Below are 18,747 nucleotides of genomic sequence, written 5' to 3'. Positions count from 1 at the left end.
AGAGAACGGCTAACCGGCGACTTCTTCAAGGTGTTCCCACAACTCCGCCAAACGGTTCTTCGCCCGGTCGTACTTCTTCTGGACCTTCTTCACCGCGGCGCCGTCGCGCACGATTTCCGGGGCGGCCAGTTCGGTCTGCAACGATTCGATGGCGCCCTCGGTCTCCGCGATCTCCGCTTCGATCTGTTCCGCGGGCTTATAGGGGAATTTTTTCGGAGCCTCCTTCGCGGCCCCGTTCCGCGACGCCGGGGCCTTCGTTTTTGCGGTCGCCCGCTTTGCATCCAACGAGGCGGCGTGGGCGTCCTCCGCGGCCTTCGTCGCGTCGCGGAAGGCGACGTATTCGGAGTAATTCCCCTCGTGCTCCTTCACCCCCTCCGGCGTGAAGACCAGCACCTTGGTGGCGATCCGATCCATGAAATACCGGTCATGCGAGACGAACAGCAGCGTGCCGCCGAACTCCAACAGCGCCCGTTCAAGCGCGTCGCGGCTCCAGAGATCGAGGTGGTTGGTCGGTTCGTCCAACACCATCGTGTTGTAATCGCCGGTCGCCAGACGCGCGAGGGCGACGCGGGTCTTCTCGCCGCCGCTCATCGCGCCGACCTTCATCAACCCCATATCGTCTTTCACGCCGAACTTGGCGAGCATGCCGCGGCCGAACCCGGGATTGAACGGGTCGTCGCCGGGCGGACGGACGGCGTCGACGGCGGTGTCCTCGGGGCTGACGGAGTCGAGGCGCTGATCGAAATACCCGACGCGGACGTTCGCCCCCTCGGTCACCGTGCCGGTATCGGGCGTGATATTCCCGACGACGCACTTCAAGAACGTCGTCTTGCCGCACCCGTTATGGCCGACGATGCCGATCCGATCGCCGCGCTCGACCCGCAGGGAGACGTTTTCGAATAGCGGCCCCTCGTCGAATCCCTTCGATAAATTTACGATGTCCAGCGTTTTATCGCCGGTGCGGTCGGCGGGGGAGAACTTCATCCGCGGGCCGGATTCGTCGTAGACCGGCACTTCGACGCGGTCTTCCTCCAGCTTGGCGATTGATTTCAGCTTGCTTTGGGCCTGCTTGCTCTTGGTGCCGTAGCGGTTCTTGGCGACGAAGCGTTCCGCTTTCTCGATCGTGTCCCGCTGCTTCTCGGCGGTGCGTTCGAGGACTTTGAGACGTTCCTCACGCTGGGAACGATAGACGCTGAAGTTCCCTTTATATTCGTGCAGCGTGCCGCCCAGCAGTTCAAAGGTGCGGGTGGTGACGTTGTCGAGGAAGTAGCGATCGTGCGAGACGACGATCACCGCCCCGCCGACTCGCGGCAGATAGCCTTCCAGCCACTCGGTCCCGGCCACGTCGAGGTGGTTGGTCGGTTCGTCCAGCAGCATCACGTCCGGGTCGGTCAGCAACAGCTTCGCCAGAATCGCCCGGCTCCGCTGGCCGCCGGACATCTCCGCGAGATCCGCGTCGTACTGGCTTTTCGTGAAGCCCAGTCCGCCGAGCACTTCTTCGACTTTATAGTCCAACTCGAAGGCGTCGTGACGGGTTAATTCTTCCTGAATCGCGTCGAAGCGGCGGTGGAGTTTTTCCGCCTCCGGCCCCTCCCAGACCTCCGCCATTTTATGAGCAATCTTTTCGCTCTCTTTATGCAGGGCGTAGTAATGGGCCAGGCCGGCTTTCGCCTCGTCCATCAACGTGCGGCCCGGGGGGAAGGTCGCTTCCTGTTCGAGCAGGCCGACGGTCGCCCCCTGCGGGGTGGTGACGGCGCCGGTGTCCGGCGTCTCGCGACCGATCAGGCAGTGCATCAACGTCGTTTTGCCGGTCCCGTTCGGACCGACCAGGCCGACGCGCTCGCCGGCCCGCACGTCGAACGTGACCTGTTTGAAAACCGGCGTACGATCGAACTGCCGAGACAGATCGGCGGCGGACAGCAGAACCATAACGCGGGCGGCGGGGCGAAGCGGGACGCGGAGAGACGAACGCGGGCGAAGCGAGCGACGTGGCCGGGAGTGTAGTGAGCGACTCGGGCAGCGGGAACGGCTTCGCCCCGCTCGCCCGAGGAACCAGCGGCGTCAGCCGTTCTCGCTCGGCTCTTCGCTGGATTCCTCGTTCGAATCGACGCTTGGTTCGGCCGATTCGGCCTTCGCGGTCCGTTGCGGAGCGGCCTTCCATTTCTCGACATCCTCCACGACGCAGCGGAAGCCGCAGTGGAAGCTGCCGGTGCCGGGGTCGCCCTTCATCCGGCTCGCGACCCGATAGCCGGTGCAGTAGTTGTCGCTGCACAGGAAGCTGCCGCCCCGCTGGATGCGTTTGGGAACGTTGGGCTCGTTGGGGTCGAGACTGCTGGCCGGACCGCGGGGGTTCTTGCTTGGGCTGGTCTGGTAATAATCCGCGCGATACCAGTCGCGGCACCACTCCCAGACGTTGCCGCTGACGGCGTACAGGCCGTAATCGTTGGGCGAATAGGCTTTGACCGGGCTGGTCCCGACTTCAAAGCCGTCGTCGCCGGCGTCTTCAAACGGGAAGCGGCCCTGGTAGACGTTCGCCCGGTGATCCTCTTCGCCCTCGGCGTCGGTCGGGACGAGTTCGTCGCCCCACGGGAACTCTCTCCCCTTGTGCCCGCCGCGGGCGGCGTATTCCCACTGAGCCTCGGTCGGCAGCGTCTTGCCGGCCCATTCGGCGTAGGCGACGGCGTCGTTCCAGGAGACGTGCACGACCGGATGATCGCCCTTCCCTTCGAGGTCGGAATCCGGCCCTTCCGGGTGCCGCCAGTCGGCGCCGTTCTGCATCTGCCAGACGCCCGCGGCGACGACCAGGTTGGGATCCTGACCGATCTTTAAAGCCATCCGCGGGTCGAAAGTCGGGCTGAGGCAGATGCTGCCCGGTTCAATCCCCCCTTCGGGGATCTGGGCGAGGAAATCCTCCGGCACCATCCCCTCCAGATCTTCCCGGGTGATGGGCTTCTCCGCGGCGGTGACGTAGCCGGTCGCGGCGACGAACTCCGCAAACTGATCGTTGGTGACCTCCGTCGCGTCCATCCAGAACGGCGAGAGCGTCACGGTATGGACGGGCGATTCGTCCGTGTGCAGCCGGGGGGGATTCTCCGTCCCCATCGAAAACGATCCGCCGGGGATCGCGACCAGGCCGTCGCGTTCCAGGGCCGCGATCGTCTCGGGGTCGATCGCGGCGTCGATCGGGGCAGGCTTCGATAATTCGGGCGTATCCACGGCGGCCGCCAGCTGCGACGACGACTCGATCGCCGGCGCGGCGACGGCGGCGTCCGTCTCTTCGCAGCCGGTCAGGGCGAGGGGCAGCGCGCCAAGCAGCGGGGCGAGGAGAACCGCGGCGGCGCGAGAGCGGGGGCGTGGCACGGGCGGACTCATCTGGGAAGAAAATGAACGGGGGCCGGTCGCATCGGGCGACGGCGACGGGGTGATCCGTCGAGCGCCGTTTGAATCGATGCCGGGGCGGCTTCGGTGCAGGTGGCGCCGGCGCCATCGTACGCGTCGGGGTCGTCCGCGGGCAAAGCGGCGATCGAAGGGCGTCGGGGAGCCGGACAGGCGTTAGAATCGTCCGCCGCCCCGGTTGCCCCTCGTCTTCCGCCGCCCGCCGACGGTTCGACGCCCCGCCTGCGGGCTCCCACGGCACTCCCCTTCCCGTGCCGTCCGTTCCGACAGGCTCCCCCGTGCTCATGACCGCCCCGGCTCCCCGCACTTCCGCCGGGCATCGGGAGGATCGGTCCGCCCCGCCCGCGTCGACGTCTGCCTCCGTCGCCCATCATCCGGCGCCCCCGATTCCGCCGGGAGAACTCGCCCCCCCTCACGGACTGATCCCCGACGAAGACGCGGCGCCCGTCTCCTCCGACGATCCTCCCGCGGAATCCGCCCCGACGGAGCAGAAGCTGCGATGGTGGAGCAGCCCGCGGACGCTGCTGAACTACATCCTCGGCCTCGACGACACGCCGCATCAAATCGCGATGGGCGTCGCCGTGGGCTTTTTTTGGGGAATGACGCCGACGGTGGGCGTCCAGATGATGCTGGTGGTGGGATTTTATTACCTGTGCAAGCCGTTCTTCAACTTCAACGTGAAGGCGTCGCTGGTCACGGTGTATATCTCAAATCCCCTGACGATGCTGGCGATATACTGGTTCGACTACGAAGTCGGCACGCTGTTCATGCACGGCGACCTGACGAAGTCCGAACTCGCGGCCGTCCTGGAATACGAGAGCCTGTCGGAGTGGTGGACCACCGTGAAGGGGCTGGTGTTGCGGGTCGGCTGGCCGATGTTGATCGGCTCGGTGGTGGTCGGCACGGCGTGCGCGCTGGTGAGCTACCCGGTTACGCGGTGGCTGGTTGTGAAGTGGCGGGCGCGGCGGGCCTGAACCGCCCCGACTGCTTTCGACCCCGTCAGCCCCGGCGAAGTTGGAAGATTTCCACGTCCACGCCCTCGCTGAAGCAGACGTGATCCGGCGGACGACCGGTCGTTTCTTCCGAACCGGAAAGCCCCGCGAATCCCGCCGCCGCGACCAGCGAATCGTCGAGCTGATCGGCCTGTGCTGATCGCAGCGGATAGGGCGTGTGATGCACCTGCCCACGGAGGATCGCTCCCCGGGCAGAGGTGAACAGCAGGTAGCGCTCCGCGAGAAAGTGATCGAGCGTCCCCGGTAGCGCCGGGGCCGGCGGACCGGCCGCCGTCACTTCAATTCTCCCCCCCGCCCCGCGCGGTCCCGGCCACAGGCGCCGGCTTCGGTAGAGCGCCCGATCGCCGTCGCGGTCGACGGACATCGTCGCCCGAAAGTACGGCAGGCTCCAAACCGTGCGGGCGATCAGCACCGCGGGCCACTTGGCCGCGTCGAGGCTGAAGAAGTAGACGCCCGGTTCCCACTCGCCCTCGCCGTTCACTCGGGTGACGTAGGTGCGCACGTTGGTCTCCGGGAACCGGGAGACGCCCGGGACCGCGGGCGCCCACCGCGGCCGCACGCCGTCCATCAGAAACGGCACCAAGCCGATCCATGCGGAGCCGTCGAAGGTGTCGAGTTCCATTCCCCTCGGCAGCTTGGAGCGAACCTGCTCCGGCGGAACGCGCCAGTGAAGAAACGTGAGATGCCGCCACTGCTGATAGCCCACCGGCCGCCCCGCCGGACGGCGGGCGGGGGCGAGGCGGTCGACGGGGGCGGAAGTCGGCTCGGTCACACCCCAATGTCCGCGATCCCGTCGAGCATCCAACGCGGACCGGATCGTCCGACTTGAACCGTTCGGGTTCGCTGCACGTTGAGGGCCATACCGCTCCGCAAGCCCCCAGCCCGATGCTCCGCCGTGACTCTGAACGCTTCGTCGACGCTGTCGAATCGCTGGGCGAGGAGGCGCCGGACCATCCGGTCTCTCGGTGGATCGCGGGCGCTTTGACTCCGTCGATCCTCGGATTGCACGCGGTACAGTGGCTGTGGGCCGGCCGCGCGCCGTTCGTCGCCGGTCGACCGTTGCGATGGACCGAACTGCACGGCGCCGAAGCGGCGTGCCTCGCCGGCGCGGCGCTCGCGGGAGCCGCGTTCCTTCACGCCCACTTCTTCTGGACGCCGCACCCGCACTATCACGGGTACGGCGCCCTCGGGAAGTTAGCGAGCCTCGTCGGTTTCATCGCCGCCCTGGCGGGGTTCGTCTGGTACGGGTTCCTCAACGCATGAGCGGTCACGCCAGCAGGCTCTCGCCGGTCATCATCTCGGGCTTCGACACGCCCATCAGGTCCAGCACGGTGGGGGCGACGTCGGCCAAGCGGCCGCCCTCTCGCAACCTCCGACCTTCGACGTCACTCGCGACGACGACGCAGTCCACGTCGTAGGTCGTGTGGGCGGTGTGCGGGCGGCCGGACTCGATGTCCACCATCTGCTCGCAGTTGCCGTGGTCCGCGGTGACGACCAGCGCCCCGCCCTTCGCCAGCGTGGCGTCGACGATCTCGCCGACGCAGCCGTCGACCACCTCCACCGCCTTCACCGCGGCCTCCAACACGCCGGTGTGGCCGACCATGTCGCCGTTGGCGTAATTGACCAGCACGAAGTCCGCTTCGCTGTTGTTGATGACGTTCAAGACGGCGTCCGTCACGCCGCGGGCGCTCATCTCAGGCTTTTGATCGTAGGTGCTCACGTCGCGGGGGCTGGGGATTTCCTGCTGGACCTCGCCGGTGAACGGCTCTTCCCGATAGTCGTTGAAGAAAAAGGTCACGTGCGGGGCCTTCTCGCTTTCCGCGCAGCGATACTGCGTGAGGCCCGCGGCGCTGACGGCGTCGCCGAGGATGCCCTCCATTTTGGGCGGTTTCTCGAAGGCGACCTCCGTTTCCAAGCCCGTCTCGTAGCGGGCCATCGTGCAGAAATAGAGGTCGCTCGGCACGGGTTTGCGGTCGAAGCCCCCGCCCTTGATGTCCGCCCACTCGGCGTCGCTGAGCACGAACGCCTTGGTGATCTCCCGCGGGCGATCGCCGCGAAAGTTATAGAAGATGACGGAGTCCCCGTCGGCGATGCGTCCGCCGTTCAGAGGGCCGGCGCCCTCCGAATAGTCCGTGTAGTGCGGGGCGACGAACTCGTCGCCGAATCGCTCCGGCTCGGTGGGGTTCTCGTAGTAATTCGCCAGCACGGCGCCGGCGCTCTCCCCGGGATCCCCGCCGCGGCCGACTAACAGGTCGTACGCCTTTTGCACGCGATCCCAACGGAAGTCGCGGTCCATCGCATAGAACCGACCGACCACGCTGGCGACCGGCGGGAAGTTCAGGTCGGCCAGTTTCTCTTCGACCCTGGCGACGTAGCCGGCGCCGCCGGTCGGGGCGGTGTCCCGACCGTCCGTGATGACGTGCACCGCGAGTTGATCCTTGGGCAGATCGGCCTGCGCACACAGATCGATCAGAGCCAGACAATGGTCGATGTGGCTATGCACGCCGCCGTCGCTCAGCAGGCCCAGCAGGTGCACGACCTTGCCGGAACTCTTCGCCCGGTTGACCGCTTCCAGCAATCGGGGGTTTTCCAGAAACGCTCCGCTCGCCACCGCGTTGGTAATCCGCATCAGTTCCTGGTCGACGATCCGCCCGGCGCCGAGGTTCTGGTGGCCGACCTCGCTGTTCCCCATCACGCCGGGAGGGAGGCCGACGTCGGTGCCGCTGGTCTTGATTTGCACGTGCGGGTAGTCCGCCAGCAAACGATCGCCGACCGGGGTGGCGGCTTGCACGGTGGCGTCGCAGAAGTCCTGATCGGCCCGAGGGTTATGGCCCCATCCGTCGCGAATGATCAAAACGACGGGGCGGTGCGAGGCGGACATGCGGATCGGGCGATCGGAACGGATACGGGAGAGCGGGACGCGCCGACATCTTCGGTTCGTCCGTCAGACTCGCAACCGCACTGGGTCGCGTTCGCGAAAGCGGTTTGATCCGCGTTCCCTGATGCGATCCGGCGGCTCGCTCGAAAAGAAATTCCGGTCCCGTGATGAGAAGTTCGATCAGCCGTAGAGCCTGAACCAGCAAGACCTTCGGCAATTCCAGCAGCCCCCGCAGAGGGCGCCCCTGCGGGGCCGCTCGGGAAAACGCCCATCATTCGGTTGCATGCGTCGCGCGGAACCGTATCGTCCCCGCCAATCAAACTCAGCTTTGCGACCCGCACAACCTGCCAGGTCGCCCTGGACTGCCTCTTTCGCCCCAAGGACCGGGGCGGCCTTCTCTCCCGAACGCGAGCAGACTCCGTATGCGGTACCGCCTCGGCATGCCCCCCGTTCCCCGCTTCTCCCGCTGGGCCGTCTCGTCCGTCGCGACGATGACCGTTCTCAGCGCCTCGTCCCTCGTCGCCGGCGAAAAACCGCCCGCCGAGCGAACCGCCGGGTATCGGCCGAGCGTTTCGACCGTCGCCCCCGAAACAACCCTGCGGCCGGCGGGCATCGGATCGACGATCGCCGAAGCGGAGCCGGACGGCAAACCGCAGCCCGGCTGTTGGGTCGAGGACGTCGAGACCGCCCGCGTCACCGCCGGCGCCACGGGCCGCCCGGTCGTGCTGCACTTTCATGCGGAATGGTGCCGGCCCTGCCAGGAGATGGAGCACAATGTGCTCGGCGATCCGGCCGTGCTGGCCCAACTGGGCGGCGACGGTGTGGTGGGCGTCAAAGTGGATGTGGACGAACACGAAGACCTCGCCGAGGAGTTCGGCGTGACGGCGCTGCCGGCAGATGTCTTCCTGCAGGCGGACGGCACCCTGCTCACGCGGGCCGTCGGTCCGACCGACGCGGCGGGGTACGCCGGTCGCCTCTCCCGCGTCGCGGCTCACCTGCCCGCCACCGACGCCGCCGACCTGCTCGAATGTCCCAAATGCGAGCCGGGCGATCCGGCCGAATTGCTGGAAGAATGGGCCCGTCGCCGCGGTCCCGGGTGCATCGAACTGGGTCTGAAGGGGTACTGCCCGGTCTCGCTGATCGACGGCCGCGTGTGGGAAAAGGGCGAGGCGAAGTTCGCCTGGAGTTTCGGCGGCGTCGCCTATCACCTGAAGGACGCCGCGACGCTGGCCAAGTTCCGTGCGAACCCCAGCCGGTACGCCCCGCAGCTCAGCGGGTACGACCCGCACCTGCTCTCCACCACCGCCCGCGCGGTGCCGGGGCGGGCGGAGTTCGCGGCGTTCTACGAAGGGAACCTGTATTTGCACGCCACCGAAGCGAGCCGCAAGGCGTTTATCGCCGACCCGGCCGGCCACGCCTTGCCGCAGCGGATCTACCCGAGCGCCGCGGATGTCGCGAAGACCGCTGCTGAGACGGACGACGACCCGTTGATGGGTTCCTAAAGCGTGAGCGTTCGTCCCTTGCCGGTCAGGGCAAGGGACGGTCAGGGTGGGGGGATGAACTCCCCGCGATCGAACCGCTCCCCCACGCCCTGGCCCGGGCGGTTCGCGGCGCTGGTGGGGGCGATCACGGTTCTCTCCGCGATCGCCCCGCCGCATCCGTGGGAGCAGTTTCTCCAGCACCTCGCCACGCCGCTGGTGCTCGGAGGGCTTTGGCTGGGCGGACGGCGGGGGTGGATCTCCGGCCCGGCGGCGGCCGGCGTCGCCGTCTTCTTTCTGCTGCACGCGGTCGCGGCCCGGTTCCTCTACTCGACCGTGCCCGGCGGGGAGCATTTGACGTGGTTCTCGCTGGGCGGGCCGGAGGGACGAAACCACTTCGATCGGCTCGTTCACTTTTGTTCCGGCCTGCTGCTGGCGCCGATCGCGAGCGAACTGGCGTCCCGGTTCGGCGGAATGAAAACCGCTTGGGCGACCGGTTTCGGCGTTTGCCTGCTGTTGGCGATCGCCGCGGTCTATGAGGTGTTCGAGTGGTCGCTGACGGCGATCCTCAACCCAGCTTACGCCGACCGCTACAACGGCTTGCAGGGCGACGAGTGGGACGCCCAGAAGGACATGTTCCTCGCGGGACTCGGCGCCCTACTGGCGTTGCCGGCATCGGTCGCGTTGGCCCGGCGGACGGGTTCGGATCGCGTTGCACGCCCCGCCGCTCCGTCTTGAGAGCGGCCGCCGCTGGCGATTGGTTCATCAAAGAAAACGACCCGGCCGCCAGTCGCGTCCGGGTCGTTCTTAATGCCGTGCTCGTCGACGGGTCGTCGCCGGGTTACTTCAACGGCTTGATGCGAATGTTTCGCCACATGACGACGCCGGTCTCGTCGCCGCGGTAGCTGTGCACCTGCAGGCCGATGAATCCATCCTCCGGCAGTTTGTCGCTTTGCAGCGTGGAGACGGCCTCGCCGTTGACGAAGGTGTGGACGTTGTCGCCTTTGGCTTCGACGCGGAACTTGTTCCATTCGCCGTTCTTGAAGGTGTTCTGCTTGGGGTGCTGGTTCGGCGGGTCCATCCAGCCGCCCATCGCCTCGCCGTAGATATAGCCGGCGTCGCCGGGGCTGCTTTCGATCTCGACCTGCGGTCCGTTCACGCGACCGTCCGTCGTGCCGCCCTTGCTGTTGGAGCGAATCTGCACGCCGCTGTTGAGGTTCTTCGTCGGCAGCTTCACTTCAAATTCCAGGATGAAGTCGCCGTACTTCTCTTTGGTGCACAGAAACGAGTTCGGGCTGCCCTTCGCCGTGCGACCGACGATCGCCGGGGCGCCGTCCACGTCTTCGATTTTATAGGTCGCGGTTCCGTTCCGCTGCTCCCAGCCGTCGAGAGTCTTGCCGTCGAACAGCACGGTGAAGCCGTCCTCGCCGTCCTTCTCGTGGTGGTCCGCCTGGGCGACGGGCGTCAGCGCAAAGGCGAGCAGAGCGGCGGAGGTCAGCAGCGGGGCGAAGCGTCGCATGGAATGGTCGTTGTAGGACTCAGGATTTGAAACGGATGCGCATTGTCCCGAACGTATCGGCGGATGCAACGACGTCCGGCGTCCCGGTGCCGCGACGATATAAAAATAAAAACGCCCCGGACGCGGGAGCGTCCGGGGCGTCGATGCCCGGGTCGACGGGGATTCAGCGGTTCACTTCGCCGCGTCCCACCACCAACGGCCGTCGGGACGGGTCAGTTCGCCGTCGTTGAACTTGTTCTGCAAACGCACGCCGGTCTTATAGACCTCGGAGTCCGCCAGCACGCGGTTCAGGTCGCCGCGGACGCCGCCGGCCACCTGCACGACGACCTCGCCGCCGCGATACACGCGGTGGTTGACGGCGGTGTCGACCGTGGCGATTTCGGCGCCGCCGGCGACCGGGTACAGGGCTTCGCTGGCGAACGCCTCGCCGGTCCAGCCGGCCCGCTCGCCCAGGTTCTCCTGCGAGATCAACGCCGCGGCGAGGGACAGATCGAACACGTTCTGCAGTTCCGCGAAGACCGGATCTTCCAGAGCGAGCTGATCGAACTTCGCGGTGAAGTCCGCGGCGAACTGGCTGTTCACCGGGCTGCTCTGGCCGGTGTGCTCCCGGGTGCCGTCCGCGTTGATGAACTCGTCTTCGCTTTTGCAGAGCACGCGGCTGCCGACGAACTCGAACACGTCGCGGTTTTCGGTGTGCAGGACGGCATCGAAGTCGGTCGTCAGCCACCACCGCAGGGCCTTCATCGGCACGCCGGAGGTGTCGCCGCTGGCGCCGAGCAGGTCGAAGTAGCTCTGAATGCCGGCGCCCTGCACCTTATCGATGCCGATCAGCTTCATCCGGTAGTCGGCTTCAGCGATCACGCGGGCGACGCGGCTTTCGGCGGGGACTCCGTTATAAACGACGTCCTGCTCGCCCAGCGCCTGGCCCAGACCGGCGACGAACTGACGGGTGGCCGAACGGCCCGACAGCGGGCCGCGAGCCTGCGAGGCTTCGGCGTACTCTTTAACGGCTTTCAACCCTTCCTGACGCGGAACGATCAGGCACTGGAAGATGCCGCTGCCGTTGTCGGAGAAGGTCCGCAGCACGGTGACGAGGTCGTCGAGGTGCAACGCCGGACGCCCCTCGTCCGTCACGACGCGACCGGCGTCGTCCGTGCTCCAGCCGGCGGCGGGGCCGCCGAGGAGGATGTCGCCGGGTTGGTCCGCGGTCGGCTCGACCAGCAGGACGTACTTCACCTGCGTGAGGCCGGCGAGGTGCCGCATCGAACCGGGCAGCGCCCGGCCTTCGGCGAGGCGGCTGGCGACTTCTGCTTCCAAACCCCGCAGCGAAACGAGCCGCAGATCGGAGCGAGCGGCGAGGTCTTCGTTCAGCGTCGCGGCGGAGGCGGCGAGGCCGAGGGCTTCGAGGCGATCAGCCCGCTCACGAACCGTCAGGGCGGCCATCTTGCCGAGCGGGTCGACCCGCACCCCGCTGTCGTACTCTTCCATGGCCCCGCCCTCGCCGTCGATCTCTTCCCAACCGCCGCCGTTGTCGATTCCGCCGGTGGTAGCTTGAATCAGGTCGATCAGCGGCTGGAAGTTGGCGAGCGAACCGCCGGCGAGACTGTCGTCGCCGCCGCCCGCACGCTGTCGCAGATGACGGCCACCCGGCTCGACGGCATGACCCGCCGCTAAAATCGCGCTCGTCCGTTTTCCCCCACCTCGCCGCCCGTCCACCGAGAACCGCGTCGCCCGTGCCGGAACTGCCCGAGGTTGAAACGATGGTGCGGGGCGTGCGGCCGCACGCCGTCGGCCGGACGATTACGGCGGTCAAACGCCCCAGCGGCGGCACGAACGCCGCCGGACAGCCGCTGCGGCCGATCAGCCTCACCCCTTCCCTGTCATCGCTCGCGGCCCGGGTGCGGGGAAAGATGATCGAGGCGGTCGAGCGCCGGGCCAAGCGGGTCGTGCTGCGATTGGAGGGCGGCCGGGCGATCGCGGTGGAGCCGCGGATGACCGGGCTGATGCTGCTGGGCGCTCCGCCGACGACCGATCACGTCCGGCTCGAATTGCACCTCGGACCGGCGGTCGATTCGGCGACAGGTTCGGGCGAGGGCTATCCGGTGCTGCGGTTCTGGGATCGTCGCGGGTTGGGAACGGTGCGTTTGTACGAACCGGGCGAGTTGGACACGCACCTCGGTCCGCACAAGCTCGGGCCGGACCCGCTGCGGCTGTCGCCCGAGGAATGGGCGGCGTCGCTGGGTTCGGCGTTGGCGAAGACGGCTCGGCCGGTGAAGGTCGCGTTGCTCGATCAGAAGGTCGCCGCGGGGATCGGCAATCTGTACGCCAGCGAGGCGCTGTTTCACGCCCGCATCGCCCCGGATCGGCCCGGGAACGGGTTGAGTAGGGAAGAGGTGCGAATGCTCGCCGCCGCGGCGGTCGAGGTGCTGACCGAGGCGATCGAGTACGAAGGCAGCACGCTGTCCGACGGAACGTATATGAACGCCCTCGGCGATCCGGGTCGCTACCGGAACGAACACCGGGTCTATCAACGAGCCGACGTCCCCTGCCCGCGCTGCGGCACGGCGATCGTCCGCACCGTGCAGGCGCAACGCAGCACGTTCCATTGCCCCGCCTGCCAGCGGTGACGTGTGCGGCGAACCCGGGGTTCGCGCGCGGAGGGTTCTATGCGAAGACGCGAGCGCGACCGCCCGATCGGCTGCCCGGTACGCTCAGAGGACGCCGGGCAGACGAGGTCGTGACCCACCCTCCCCCCGTCTCAAGGAAGAGACCTCCGATGAACGCCCTGAAACTCGCCGCCATCCTGGCGATCGGCGTCGCCGCTTCGGACGCCCTGTCCGCGGCTCCCGCTCCGCCGGCCTGCTCCGCCGCCGCCTGCACCGCCGACGCGGCCGCCTGCACCGCCAACGCGGGCTGCTGCGCCATCCCGGCCCGCACGGCTGACGCCACGGCCTGCCCGACGGCAGACTGCCCCGCGACCTGCACCGGCCCCGGCTCCGCCTGCTGCGAAGAGATGGGCTGCTGCGAAGAGAGCTTCAAAGCTTTGGCGGACCGTTGCAAAGACCAGCTGCGCAGCCGGGAGTTCGTCGCCGCCCTCGCCACCGCGAAGCGGGTCCGCACGCTCTTCCCGGACGATTCGGCTGCCAAACTGATGGTCTGGAAGGCGAAGTTGGCTCCTCGCAAAGCTGCCTGCGAAGAGATCGCGAACTCACCGATGGTCAGCTACGTCCCTTGCTCCCCGCCGAAGTGCGGTACGGCACTCGCCTGCAACGCCCCGCCGGCGCCCGCGACCGCCACCGTCGCCACCTGCGGCGAGGCGACTCCGTCCACCGCGGTTGTCGTCTGCTCCGCTTCGTCGGCCGACACCCCGCCGTCCCCCAAGCGGCTCACGGCCTGCAACGGTGACGCCTGCCCGCTCTCGGTGTGCGGCTCCACGACCGTCTCCAAGGCGTTCATCACCGCCGTTTCCGCTCCCGAATGCCCGTCGGTCTGCGGCAGCGAAGGCCCGTCCGTCTGCGGGACCGGGTGCCTGGCCGCGTGCGGAACCGCCTGTCGCGGCCCTGAATGCGACGGCGGCCCCTGCCCCGACGGCGTGACCGGCGCCCTCGCCCGCGAGATCAGCCCCTGCAAAACGCAGTGCGAATCCGGCGACGCCGGCGCCCTCGCCGAGTGGCACGCCACCGCGTCGCTCGCCGCTCCCTACCCGATCGCCTACGAGCCGCCCGGCCTGTACGGCGGCCAGACCTACGGCGTGGTTCGTACCGCCGCCGTCAGCCCGGCTCCTTCGATCAGCTCGGCCTCCTATGCCGTCCCGGTCGAGGCGAACCCCGGCCTGCCGGTCGGTCGCTGGACCCGCACGCTGAACGATCAGTCCGTGACGATCGCCGTCGCCGCCGACGGCTCCTTTGCCGCCGTCTGCACCGTTCCGAACGCCGGTTGCTCCCTGAAGGTCACCGGCGACTGCCGGGCCACCGCGGACGGCCTGCTGTTCGGCGTCGTCACCTCCGCCAAAGCCTGCCCGAGCGAGTCGAACACCGACAGCGTCGACCCGGTCGCCTGCGTGGAGATCGAAACCTTCTGCCGCTCGCTGATCGACCAGCCCTTCAGCGCCCGCTGCCGGGTCAGCGGGCAGTCGATGACGGTCTCGCACACCCTGTTTGGCGGGATCGGCTTCGTCGGCACCCCGGGTCCCGGCGAACCGGCCCACCTGGCCCTGACGATGTTCAGCGGCGCCTACGAGGCGGAGTGAAGTCCGCTTCGCGGAAGCTTCAATGACCAAGAGATCAAGAACCAAGGTCCGGGAGAGTCCCGGGCCTTGGTTCTTTCGCTGTCCGTTCACCCAACCTTGAAGTCTCACCGAGCCTTGAAGTCGCGCGGCGGGACCATCTTCGCTTCCTCCTTGCCCCACACGGCTGCAACCAGCAATTCGAGATCGTCGGGTCGCTCCGCGGCGAGGTCGCGGCTCTCCGAGGGATCTGCGGCGAGATCATAGAGTTCCCACTCCGAGTCGCGTGACGGTCGCACGGCCTTCAGGTCGCCGTACCGAAACGCCGCTTTCGGTCCCATCCGCCAAGCGAACGTCCGGGGATCGCGTTCCCCCGCCATCGGCCCGTTGATCCAAGGTCGCAGGTCGACGCCGTCCCACTCCTTCGGCACGTCCCCGCCCGCCGCGGCGAGAGCGGTCGCGGTGAGGTCGAGACTCCACACCGGCTCCTCGAAGTCCGTCCCCTGCGGCAAGACGCCCGGCCACGCGGCCAGCATGGGCACCCGGACTCCGCCTTCGTACAGGCTCCCCTTGCCGTCGCGCAGGGGCAGGTTCGTGCTGGTCAGTTCGGCGGTCGGGCCGCCGTTGTCGGAGAGGAAGAGGACGAGCGTGTTCTCGCTCAGACCGCGACGCTCCAGCGAGGCGCGGAGGGCCCCGACGCTCTCGTCCATCGCCTTGAGCATCCCGCCGAACACCCGGCGCTGCGGATCGTCGAGGTGGGCGAACGCCGCGTAATCCTCCGGCAGCGCCTGCATCGGCGAATGCACGGCGGAGTAACTGGCGCACAGGAAGAACGGGCGACCGGCGGCGTCGTCGAGGAACCGCTCCGCCTCGCGGGTCATGGCGTGCGTGAAATAGCCCTCCGGCGTGACCGGCGTGCCGTCGGCGAGGACGGGGTTGTTCGCGTCGTAGGGCGGTTCGCTGATCGGGGCGCCGGTGTGCAGGAACAGGCGACCGTCCGGGCTTTCCCAGACGCCGTCGGTTCGCCCGTCCGGCAGCGTCTTGCGACGGAGAAAGGAGACAACCGGCGGTCCGGCGAACGGATCGGCGTAGGTGTGGCCCTCGTGCAGGAAGCCCCAGAAGCGATCGAAGCCCCGCCGCAGCGGATGGGCCGTGGGATGCCCGCCGAGGTGCCACTTGCCAATCAATGCGGTGGCGTAGCCCTGTCCGCGGAGATGATCGGCGAGCGTCTTGCGACCGATCGGCAACCCGGCGAGGGGATGTTCGTTGTGCGGCCCGACGGGGTTCAATTCATGGCCGAATCGGGTTTGCAGCACGCCGGTCAGCAGCCCGGCCCGGCTCGGGGAACAGTAGGAGGCCGTCACGTAGCCCTGCGTGAACCGCACGCCGTCCGCGGCGAGGGCGTCGAGGTGCGGGGTCGGCACGGCGCCGACGCCGCCCGCTTTGACCGACTTCGTCCCCGGCCCGTGCTGGAAGCCGCATTCGCCGTAGCCGAGGTCGTCCGCGATCAGCAGCAGGATGTTCGGCCGCGTCGCAACTCGGCTGGTTTCGTCGCCGTATAGCGGTCCGGCGAGGAGCAGCAGGGGGAGAACGGCGAGGGACGAACGCGGCATTGGGCGCTCCGATCAGCGTGGGCGGGCGGGTAGGATGATGCCGTCCCCCGCTCGTCTCCGCACGCCCCGCCGGTTCCATGTTCCGCCCCGTTCCCCGCCGGCCGGTCGCGACGTTCGCCGCCTCGCTGGCCGTCGCGGCTCTCTCGACGCTCGTCCCGTCCGCGGCGGTCGCTCAGGAACCGCCGCGACTGCCGGAGCTGCCCGACGGCCTCTCGGCCCCGGAGGAGGGCCCCACCGGGGACGCGCGGGTGCGGGAGGACGGCATCGACGCCCGTCGCTTCACCCCCGACCCCGCCGAGAGGCCCGGCGAGGTCCGCGATCCAAGGTCTGCGCCCGACCCGCGAGCGGTCCCCGGGCCATCGAACGGCTACGAGTACAGCCCCCCGTCGGGCCAGCCGGTCTCCCCGCTGTTAGACATCCCTTCCACCCGGCTCGTCCCCGGCGCCGGCGGTTTGCCCGGGTTCGACCCGGACGACAGCCCGGTCTTGCTGGGCGTCAGCGGGACGGACACCGCCTCGGGGGTACTGGTCACCAACGTGGTCCGAGGCACGCCGGCGGAACGAGCCGGCCTGGAGCGGGGCGACCGCATCTTGACCGTCAGCGGCTATCAGGTCGGCGTGGTGAGCACGCCGAACGGTCCGCGGGTTTATCCGCTCGGCGTGGAACTCGCCCGACGTCTCTCCCCGACCGGCGACGCCGAGTTGCTCGTCCAGGACCATCGCACCCGGCAGATCACGACCGTCACGGTCCGGCCCGTGAGTCGGTATGGACCGACCAGCCCGCCCGGCTATGAATCCGGGTATGGCGACCCCTACCGCCCGCGGCCGGGCGCCGGTTCGCTCTACGGCCCGGACACCGGCTTCGGAACAGGCGTGAACCCGCTCGGCCCCCCCCGCTACGACAGCGGTTACGGCCTCGATCCTCTGTACCGTGCCCCACAACCCCGCGGCGGGATCCCCCGTCGCTGACCCGCCCCTTCGATCCCCTCAGCGTTTCTATGCAGGCTTATCTCGTCACTTCCGACGGCGGTCCCGACGCGATCGAACGCGTCGAACGTCCCGACCCCGGCGGCGACGGCGGGCCCGGTCCGGGCGAGGTTCTCGTCTCGATGCGGGCCGCGAGCCTGAACTTCCGCGACACGATCGTCGCCGCCGGCGGCTATCCGCGAAACGACAGTTTCCCCTGCGTGCCGCTCTCCGACGGGGCGGGCGTCGTGGACGCGATCGGCGAGGGCGTGACGAACTTCGCCGTCGGCGATCGCGTGGTGAACACGTTCTTCCGCGACTGGATCGCCGGCGACCCGACCGAGCAGGAGATGCGGAGTTCCTACGGCGGCGGCATCGACGGGGTGCTTGCCGAGCGCGTGCTCTTTCCGGAGCGGGCGCTGCTGCCGATCCCGGAGCATCTGTCGTTCGAGGAAGCCGCCTGCCTGCCCTGCGCCGCGGTCACCGCGTGGCAGGCGTTGTTCGTCAAAGGCGACCTGACCGCCGGCCAAAGCGTGCTTTGCCTCGGCACCGGCGGCGTCAGCACGATCGCTCTGCAACTCGCCAAAGCGGCCGGGGCAACGGTCTACATCACCTCTTCCAGCGATGAAAAGCTGGAGCGGGCGAAGGAACTCGGCGCCGACGGAACGGTCAATTACAAGACCACTCCCGACTGGCACAAAGAGGTCCGCAAGCTGACCGACGGCCGCGGCGTCGATCACGTGGTGGAGGTCGGCGGACCGGGCACGCTGGAGAAGAGCATGCGAGCCTGCGCCCTCAACGGCCATATCGGTCTGATCGGCGTGTTGACCGGCACCAGCGGCGCCGTGAACCCGCTGCCCTGCGTTTTCGAACGGCTGTCGATCGACGGCATCTACGTCGGCAGTCGGCAGATGTTCGCGGCCCTGAACCGGCACCTCTCCGCCAACGCGATTCGCCCCGTCATCGACCGCACCTTCGGCTTCGACGAAGCGATCGACGCCTACAAGCACCTGCAAAGCGGTTCGCACTTCGGCAAAGTCGTGGTGACGATCGGCGGCTGAGCCGTCGTCACCCCGCCAAGTGCCGCACCAAAGGCCCCGCGAGGATCGGCGCCCGGTTCAGCGCCGCGCGGGTCGCCACGGCGACCGCGCGGCACCAGCCTTTGCGTCGTCCGACGCGCCGCTGATAGGCCGTTCGCCATTGCTCTTCGGCAGTCGGGTCGCCTTTCAGGAAGGCTTCGACCGGGTCCGCGGCGGCGCGGGCGGAGGCGACGGCCCAGCCCATCCCCTCGCCGGTAAACGGTTCGACGTACCCGGCCGCATCGCCGATGAGAAACACGCCGTCGTCCGCCACGTCGGCCGCGGTGCGGGTCAACGGCGGGGTGCCGGCCCACGCGGCCGTCGCCATCGTGTCGGAGACGGGGAAGCCCGCCGCCGCGAAGATCGCCGCCGACGCCGCTCCCGGACCGCCCCGCGATTTGAGGAACGACAGATCGTAGGCGCCCGCAAGGTTCAACTCGCCGCCTTCGGTGATCGTCGCGCCGACGTAACCGCCCCCGGCGACAGCCATGTGGATCGTGCCGGGATCGAAGAAGTCGGCGTCGAACGCCCCCGGCGCCAGTTCGGCCCCCGCCCCCACGCGGCTGCCGGGGGCGTTCGAC

The 18,747-nt window shown here is 68.3% G+C and carries 16 protein-coding genes; 8 read left to right on the top strand and 8 right to left on the bottom strand.

The window, feature by feature from the left end:
- Positions 1 to 9 precede the first annotated feature (9 nt).
- Entirely contained in the window at positions 10 to 1,929 is a 1,920-nt protein-coding gene (abc-f, locus tag LzC2_RS06000; protein WP_171184804.1) for a ribosomal protection-like ABC-F family protein, read from the bottom strand.
- 132 nt (positions 1,930 to 2,061) lie between these two features.
- A complete protein-coding gene (locus LzC2_RS05995) occupies positions 2,062 to 3,360 on the bottom strand; it encodes a formylglycine-generating enzyme family protein (protein WP_315854553.1) in 1,299 nt (432 codons plus the stop codon).
- A 320-nt stretch (positions 3,361 to 3,680) separates the two neighbouring features.
- Between LzC2_RS05995 and LzC2_RS05990 the strand changes: the two genes are divergently transcribed.
- On the top strand, positions 3,681 to 4,370 hold the full coding sequence (locus tag LzC2_RS05990; RefSeq protein ID WP_171184800.1) for a DUF2062 domain-containing protein: 690 nt from the start codon (positions 3,681 to 3,683) through the stop codon (positions 4,368 to 4,370).
- 25 nt (positions 4,371 to 4,395) lie between these two features.
- Here LzC2_RS05990 and LzC2_RS05985 read toward each other — a convergent pair whose 3' ends face one another.
- Positions 4,396 to 5,181 carry a YqjF family protein gene (locus LzC2_RS05985; RefSeq protein WP_171184798.1) on the bottom strand — a complete coding sequence of 262 codons (786 nt, stop codon included), beginning with the start codon at positions 5,179 to 5,181 and terminating at the stop codon, positions 4,396 to 4,398.
- A gap of 53 nt (positions 5,182 to 5,234) precedes the next feature.
- Here LzC2_RS05985 and LzC2_RS05980 point away from each other — a divergent pair, with 53 nt between their 5' ends.
- A complete protein-coding gene (locus LzC2_RS05980) occupies positions 5,235 to 5,672 on the top strand; it encodes a hypothetical protein (protein WP_171184796.1) in 438 nt (145 codons plus the stop codon).
- 4 nt (positions 5,673 to 5,676) lie between these two features.
- Here the strand turns inward: LzC2_RS05980 and gpmI are convergent, their stop codons facing one another.
- Entirely contained in the window at positions 5,677 to 7,290 is a 1,614-nt protein-coding gene (gene gpmI / locus LzC2_RS05975) for a 2,3-bisphosphoglycerate-independent phosphoglycerate mutase (protein WP_171184795.1), read from the bottom strand.
- A gap of 437 nt (positions 7,291 to 7,727) precedes the next feature.
- Here gpmI and LzC2_RS05970 point away from each other — a divergent pair, with 437 nt between their 5' ends.
- Both LzC2_RS05970 and LzC2_RS05965 read left to right on the top strand, forming a co-directional pair.
- On the top strand, positions 7,728 to 8,789 hold the full coding sequence (locus tag LzC2_RS05970; protein WP_171184793.1) for a thioredoxin family protein: 1,062 nt from the start codon (positions 7,728 to 7,730) through the stop codon (positions 8,787 to 8,789).
- Between the two features lie 54 nt (positions 8,790 to 8,843).
- A complete protein-coding gene (locus tag LzC2_RS05965; RefSeq protein WP_171184791.1) occupies positions 8,844 to 9,503 on the top strand; it encodes a DUF2238 domain-containing protein in 660 nt (219 codons plus the stop codon).
- Positions 9,504 to 9,606: 103 nt separating this feature from the next.
- Here the strand turns inward: LzC2_RS05965 and LzC2_RS05960 are convergent, their stop codons facing one another.
- A complete protein-coding gene (locus LzC2_RS05960; protein WP_171184789.1) occupies positions 9,607 to 10,284 on the bottom strand; it encodes a 3-keto-disaccharide hydrolase in 678 nt (225 codons plus the stop codon).
- A gap of 171 nt (positions 10,285 to 10,455) precedes the next feature.
- On the bottom strand, positions 10,456 to 12,000 hold the full coding sequence (locus LzC2_RS05955) for a DUF1598 domain-containing protein (RefSeq protein ID WP_171184787.1): 1,545 nt from the start codon (positions 11,998 to 12,000) through the stop codon (positions 10,456 to 10,458).
- A 17-nt stretch (positions 12,001 to 12,017) separates the two neighbouring features.
- Between LzC2_RS05955 and mutM the strand changes: the two genes are divergently transcribed.
- Together mutM and LzC2_RS05945 are read left to right on the top strand one after the other, a co-directional pair.
- Positions 12,018 to 12,911 (top strand): bifunctional DNA-formamidopyrimidine glycosylase/DNA-(apurinic or apyrimidinic site) lyase, encoded by an 894-nt coding sequence (gene mutM, locus LzC2_RS05950; protein WP_171184785.1) that lies wholly within the window; start codon positions 12,018 to 12,020, stop codon positions 12,909 to 12,911.
- Between the two features lie 149 nt (positions 12,912 to 13,060).
- Entirely contained in the window at positions 13,061 to 14,533 is a 1,473-nt protein-coding gene (locus LzC2_RS05945; protein ID WP_171184783.1) for a hypothetical protein, read from the top strand.
- Positions 14,534 to 14,637: 104 nt separating this feature from the next.
- On the opposite strand, the gene LzC2_RS05940 is transcribed toward LzC2_RS05945, so the two are convergent.
- Positions 14,638 to 16,122: a sulfatase-like hydrolase/transferase gene (locus tag LzC2_RS05940; RefSeq protein WP_171184781.1), complete on the bottom strand. Its 1,485-nt coding sequence runs from the start codon at positions 16,120 to 16,122 to the stop codon at positions 14,638 to 14,640.
- Between the two features lie 77 nt (positions 16,123 to 16,199).
- Here LzC2_RS05940 and LzC2_RS05935 point away from each other — a divergent pair, with 77 nt between their 5' ends.
- Both LzC2_RS05935 and LzC2_RS05930 read left to right on the top strand, forming a co-directional pair.
- A complete protein-coding gene (locus LzC2_RS05935) occupies positions 16,200 to 17,090 on the top strand; it encodes a PDZ domain-containing protein (RefSeq protein WP_171184779.1) in 891 nt (296 codons plus the stop codon).
- 29 nt (positions 17,091 to 17,119) lie between these two features.
- Entirely contained in the window at positions 17,120 to 18,148 is a 1,029-nt protein-coding gene (locus tag LzC2_RS05930; RefSeq protein ID WP_171184775.1) for a zinc-dependent alcohol dehydrogenase family protein, read from the top strand.
- Positions 18,149 to 18,155: 7 nt separating this feature from the next.
- Here the strand turns inward: LzC2_RS05930 and LzC2_RS05925 are convergent.
- Positions 18,156 to 18,747 (bottom strand): NAD(P)/FAD-dependent oxidoreductase (locus LzC2_RS05925; protein WP_171184773.1); only part of this gene is annotated, 592 nt, incomplete at its 5' end.

The organism is Alienimonas chondri, assembly GCF_013036045.1.
Lineage (GTDB): Bacteria > Planctomycetota > Planctomycetia > Planctomycetales > Planctomycetaceae > Alienimonas > Alienimonas chondri.
Note: the sequence above shows the minus strand (reverse complement) of the source record. Positions and strands in the feature narration are given on the sequence as shown.